3 protein-coding genes and 1 pseudogene are annotated in these 6,147 nt (G+C 67.0%); all 4 read left to right on the forward strand.

All coding sequences use genetic code 11. From position 1 onward, the window contains the following. A partial coding sequence (locus tag J9611_RS20740; RefSeq protein ID WP_211877840.1) for a hypothetical protein occupies positions 1-108 on the forward strand: 108 nt, incomplete at its 5' end. A gap of 625 nt (positions 109-733) precedes the next feature. Next, positions 734-2,611, forward strand: a complete 1,878-nt coding sequence (locus J9611_RS20745) for an LGFP repeat-containing protein (protein ID WP_246528117.1) — start codon at positions 734-736, stop codon at positions 2,609-2,611. Positions 2,612-3,023: 412 nt separating this feature from the next. Next, complete coding sequence (locus tag J9611_RS20750; RefSeq protein WP_211883016.1) at positions 3,024-3,227, forward strand: hypothetical protein; 204 nt, start codon at positions 3,024-3,026, stop codon at positions 3,225-3,227. A 307-nt stretch (positions 3,228-3,534) separates the two neighbouring features. Beyond that, positions 3,535-6,147 (forward strand): annotated as a pseudogene (locus J9611_RS20755) (hypothetical protein); the annotation flags it as partial.

The raw sequence follows: 6,147 nt of genomic DNA on the forward strand, positions 1-6,147 counted from the left end.
CAGCCCGGCGGCGGCTGCAAACAGGATTACCAGGGCGGGGTCATCACCTGGTCCCCGACGCTGGGTGCGAGCGTCAAGCCCACACCCCTGGCGGCCGCCAAACCGTAGGCCTCTGGCGGCCCCGTCCGCACGGCATGGGTCCGAACCGGTTTCCTCACCGGCACGATGGGATACCCTACCGGGGACTTGGCGTGCACACCGGCGAAGACCAGTGCTCCCAACAATTCGCTGGCGGAAGGATTTCGTGGACACCCGCCCGCGGGGCATACATCGGTTAGGCAAGAGGTCTCAAGCCATAGTCGCGCGTCACGGGCGCGTTGCGGTCGGAACCCGTGGAGTGCTGCAGGCGGCGGGTGAGCCAGCAAATCCTGCAGGCAGGTTCCCGTGTCCGCCAGAAGCGCGGATTCCCACTAACCGCGCGCCCCATAATGTCGGGAATAAAGTGTCGGCGTTTTGGATTAATTTCTGCTGAACGTGCCCATTGCGACGCAAAGAATGGCGACGAACGGCCTGCCGACGGCGCCGTCTCCGCTATCACGACGTCCAATGGCGCTTGCTGGCGGAATTATTTACCGGCAGATGATTCAATTTGGGCATGTCCGGCACTAACAGGCTTCCCCGTGCAGAATTTGCCGCTAGTCTGGTTCCGGTCAAAGGCAGCTAATTGGGGGAACAAATGAACAAGATAAGACGACACCACCGAGCGGCGTGGGCCATTATAGGATCCATTTCGTTGATTGTTGCCTTTGGCTCGCCGGCCATTGCCGAGTCCGCGCCGGCCCCCGCGCCGCTCCCGTCGGCCACCGCCACGGTGACGCCCGGCAACTCGACCGCAACGCCGTCCGCCGGTCCCAGCGACCCGGCCCAAGCCACCCCTGCGCCAAGGGACACCGCGCCCCCGCGACCCGGACCCGCCACGCCGGGCGTTCCCAGCGAGCCAGCCGGATCCCCCGCCCCGGCCCGGGCTGAAGCCGCCGCCGAAGCGAACGCGGCCCTGTCCGCAGGAGCCCAGGCAATCCAGGACCGCTGGCAGAGTCTTGGTGCCGCAACCGGTACCCTCGGTGCCGCCAAGGCACCCGCCACCTGCGGCCTGAAAAATGACGGCTGCCTCCAGGACTTTGCCAACGGCACCTTAGCCTGGACAGCCACCACCGGCACCCAGTCTGTCAAGGGCAACATCCTGGCCCGCTGGTCCGCCCTGAACGGCGTCGACGGCAAAATGGGCTACCCCACCAACCCCGAAACCTGTGGACTCCCCCAGGGCGGCTGCTACCAGGACTACCAGGGCGGCGCCATCATCTGGTCCCCCGCCACAGGAGCCCAGCCCACGTGGGGCCCCACCAGGGCCCGCTGGGGGACCCTCAACTTCGTTGACGGCCCCATGCGCTATCCCACGGGGGACGTGACCTGCGGTCTGCCCAAGGGCGGCTGTTACCAGGACTACCAGGGCGGGGCCATCATCTGGTCCCCCGCGACCGGAGCCCAGCCGTCGTGGGGCGCTACCCGGATGCGGTGGGCCACACTGAACTTCGTGAACGGGCCCATGGGCTACCCCACCAACGCCGAAACGTGCGGCCTGCCCCGGGGCGGCTGCTACCAGGACTACGAAGGCGGCGCCATCATCTGGTCCCCCGCGACCGGAGCCCAGCCGACGTGGGGAGCCATCCGGACGCGCTGGGCAGCACTCAACTTCGTCGACGGCCCCATGGGCTACCCCACCGGCGCGGAAACCTGCGGGCTCACGCAGGGCGGCTGCTACCAGGACTACCAGGGCGGCGCCATCATCTGGAGCCCGTCCACCGGCGCCCACCCGACCTGGGGCGCCACCCGGATGGAGTGGGGAGCACGAAACTTCGACCGTGGTTCCCTTGGTTTCCCGACCGGAAGCGAAACCTGCAGCGGGGATCAATGCGTGCAGTTCTACCAGTACGGAAAGCTCAGCTGGTCGCCGCGGACCGGGATTGGTTACTCCCTTTATCCGTCCAGCTACTGTGAGGCACTGAACCGCGGAGCCGCACGATACCCCGGCGGAACGTCCCGCGTTTCCTTCGCCGTCGCCGAAAACTACCCCTCAACCCGGATCTCGTTCGTCAATTGCCTCCGGCAGAACGGCCGCTACGTCACCGAATGGAGCACCAACGGTTTCGACGGCGAAAGCGGATTCGCCCGCCCCGGCGTGGCATCCGGCCCAACGAGCAACAAATACTCCCCCACTGGCTCCTTCACGGTCACCGATGCTTTCGGATTGGGCAACCCGGGAACGGCGCTCAATTACCTCACGCTGAACCCGTACTCGCGCTGGGGCGGACGCCTGAATTCGAACTACAACAAGTACTTCGAGTCCAGTGCCGACATCTTCCCGGATGAGAACATGTGGTATTTCGCCACCCGCCGATCGGGCGACTACAGGCAGGGCGCCGTTATCAACTACAACCGGGCCCCCGATTCACCGATCACCATGAATGCCGGTTTCGCGATTTTCCTCCACGCGAATCCTGTCCCCACCTGGGGGTGCATCTCGCTTAGTGAAAGCGACGTCGTGCGCTACCTCCGAACCGCCGCCCCCGGCGATCGGCTCATCATGGGCGTGGGCTCCGATGTCTTCCTCTAAGCGTCGTACCGGCGGATTCGCGGCATTGCTGATCCTGGGTGCCGCCACCGCGTGCACCTCGGGTGGCCCTGCACCCAGTCCCGCACCGGGCAGCTCCACCGTGGAGGCTTCGCCCACGAACGGCCCCACGGCCCCGATCACCGCGAGGGACGGCCGGACGGTTCTTCCGACGTCGGAATCCAACGCTTGCTCGCTCTTGAGCGAGGCGGCCATTCGGGACGCCTTGGGATCAGTCGCCCAAACTCTTCAGGCGCCCCAGCCGAGCGCGGATAGGCTCCCGGACGGGACGACCCAGGACTTTTGTCTTTACCCCTTCGAAAATGGTGGCCCTACGACCAACGCCGTCCTTGTGGAAGTGCGCAATTATCCGACACCGCAGGCAGCGGTAGGTTCTGATCCGTTTGCACTCCTGATGAATGCCGAAGACCTCCCGGGGCTTCGGCAGCCGGCTAAGTACGCGGTCAACAGCCTGAGTGAATCGACAGAGTTCGTCGTGGCATCCCTTGAGGGGTCGCGCGTCGTCCGACTGGTTGCAGCGCTTCCGCCGGCGAAGGCCTGGGACCGGGCCGCCGGCAGGGAGCACATGAAAAAGCTCGCGACGGCGGCAGGGCTTTAGCCCGACGGGCGGCAAAGTGATCGGGCAGCATTCTACAAAGGAAAAAATGAAGCATTTACGGACAATGGCAGCACTCCTCACAGCGTTGCTGTTTTCGGTGGCAGTTGTCACTTCGGGGCCGCTTGCCCCGGCGAATGCCGAATCCGCCCCACCCGCGCCCGCTGAGGAGCACCCTGACGGCACTCCGACATCCGTCCACACTTTTGAAACACCTCCCCCCGCTCGGGGGAAGGGAAACGTCCCCGCCGCCGGCATCGACACAGAGGCGTTTTCCCTCGCCCGTACAGGAGATATCAAGGTCTCCCTCGTGACCGTGCAGCTCTCGGATAAATCCGAGGCCCAGACCAACTCGATTTCCCTGGCTGCCGCCAAGGCCGCCATCGAGGTGGCGAGCGGCTACTGGAAAACCATGTCAAACAACCGGCTCTCGATCTCCGTGGCCAGCACCCGCACGGGCGTCAAGTCCTCGGCTGCTTCCTGGCAGTCCTACACCCAGATCATGGAAACCGTCACGCGCGAGCTCGGCTGGGTCAGCAATCCCTACACCGCCCTGGTCGTGTTTGTCGCTTCCCCGATGCTTTCATCGGGCGCTTATGGCGCCGGCTTCAGCACGGACGGCATCAGCGGCCGAGTGCTGATGCCGCTTCCCGGCAGCCTGACCAACAGCGTCATTACCCACGAATTCGGGCACGTCCTGGGCCTCATGCACTCCGACAGCCTGCAGTGCACGAGCGGGGCAACTGACGTGGCCACCCGGGCTGACGGCACATTCGCCGACTCCAGCTGCAGCATCCGAGAATACGGCAACACCATGGATCTGATGGGCGCGTCCCGGACGAGTCAGCCGACCATCAGCTCCAGCCTGTGGCAGTTCGGCGGGTTCGGCCGCGGCGACGAGATTTTCGACGCCGGCACGGTGGGAGACCGGCGAAGCTTTACCCTGACAGCGTGGGCGGGAACTGCCGCCAACCGCGCCGTGAAATTCAGGGATGCGATCAGCGGAGAGGTCTACTACCTGGAGCTGAGACTGCCGGTCGGCTACGACACGGCTACCGCCGTCGGCGGCAACCGCGGGGTGAACATCGTTCAGAACGGCGGCCGTACGGCAGCCAGCTCGGTCATCCTCATGCCTAGCTCCAAACCGTTTGCCGGCTACTACAGTCCGCAACACGCTTGGCAGGCCGGCCAGGTCTTCACCACCCATGCCGGCACAAGGGTCTCCATCGACTGGATTTCCAGCTCGGCCGCCGGCGTGACCATCGAATCGAATTACGCTGCCGCGAGCCAGGCGATTGCGGCCGTCGGTTCCTCGGCAGGGGTGCTTGGTGCCGCGACCTCGAAGGTGATCTGCGGGCTGCGCAACGGCGGCTGCTACCAGGACTACCAGGGCGGGGCGGTTATCTGGTCTGCGGCCACGGGGGCCCAGCCCACCTATGGCGCCATCAGGGCAAGTTGGGGGTCCCTGAACTTCGTGGACGGCCCCATGGGGTACCCGACGTCAGCCGAAATCTGCGGCCTGCCCCAGGGCGGCTGCTACCAGGACTACCAGGGCGGGGCCATCATCTGGTCCCCGGCGACCGGAGCCCAACCCACATCGGGTGCAATCCGGGCCAGGTGGGCGGCTCTGAACTTCGTGGACGGCCCGCTGGGATATCCAGCCAGCGGCGTGAACTGCGGCCAGCCTGGCGGCGGCTGCTACCAGGACTACCAGGGCGGGGCGATTGTATGGTCCGCCGCGACGGGCGCCCACGCCTCGACCGGTCCCATCCGGCGGGCCTGGGCAGGCACCGGATTCCTTGCCGGCCCGCTGGGATACCCCACCGGTGAAGTAACCTGCGGCCTGCCGCAGGGCGGCTGTTACCAGGACTACAAGGGCGGGGCCATCATCTTCTCCCCCGCAACGGGAGCCCGCGTTTCGACCGGGCCCATCCGCACCCGGTGGGCGGCGATGAACTTCGTGGACGGACCCCTGGGTTACCCCACCGGAGACGTGAGTTGCGGGCTGCCGCAGGGCGGCTGCTACCAGGACTACAAGGGCGGAGCGATCATCTGGTCGCCCGCGACGGGCGCCCACGCCTCGACCGGACCGATCCGGCAGGCCTGGGCCCGCACCGGCTTCCTTGACGGCGCGATGGGTTACCCCACCGGCGAGGTGACCTGCGGCCTCCCGCAGGGCGGCTGCTACCAGGACTACCAGGGCGGTGCCATCATCGCCTCCCCCGGCACCGGAGCCCGCGTTTCGAGCGGGCCCATCCGCGCCCGCTGGGCGGCTCTGAACTTCGTGGACGGACCTTTGGGATACCCTGCCGGAGACGCGACCTGCGGCCAGCCCCGAGGTGGCTGCTACCAGAAGTACAACGGCGGGGTCATCTCGTGGTCCGCGGGCACCGGGGCCCACGCCTCGAGCGGCCCGATCCGCACCGCCTGGGACAATACCGGGTTCCTTAGCGGCCCGATGGGGTACGCCACCGGTGAGGTCACCTGCGGCCTGCCGCAGGGCGGCTGCTATCAGGACTTCCAGGGCGGCGCGATCATCTGGTCCCCCGGCACGGGAACCCGCGTTTCGACCGGACCGATCCGCAGCGCCTGGGCGGCCACCGGCTTCCTCGACGGCCCCCTTGGCTACCCCACCGGTGAGGTCGCCTGCGGCCAGCCCGGAGGCGGCTGCAAGCAGGACTACCAGGGTGGCGTGATCTCCTGGTCCGCGGGCACCGGAGCCCACGCCTCCACCGGCCCGATCCGCGCCGCCTGGGCCGCTGCCGGATCCCTCACCGGCCCCCTCGGCTATCCCACCGGGGACCTCACCTGCGGCCAGCCCGGAGGCGGCTGCTACCAGGACTACAAGGGCGGGGCCATCATCTGGTCCCCCGGCACCGGAGCCCACGCCTCCACCGGGCCGACCCGCACCGCCTGGGCCGCC

The sequence above is a fragment of the Pseudarthrobacter albicanus genome (assembly GCF_018224015.1).
GTDB classification, from domain to species: Bacteria; Actinomycetota; Actinomycetes; order Actinomycetales; family Micrococcaceae; genus Arthrobacter; species Arthrobacter albicanus.

Coding starts and splice junctions, on each gene's coding strand:
- J9611_RS20750 (WP_211883016.1), top strand. CDS start 3,024: ATGAATGCCGAAGACCTCCCGGGGCTTCGGCAGCCGGCTAAGTACGCG.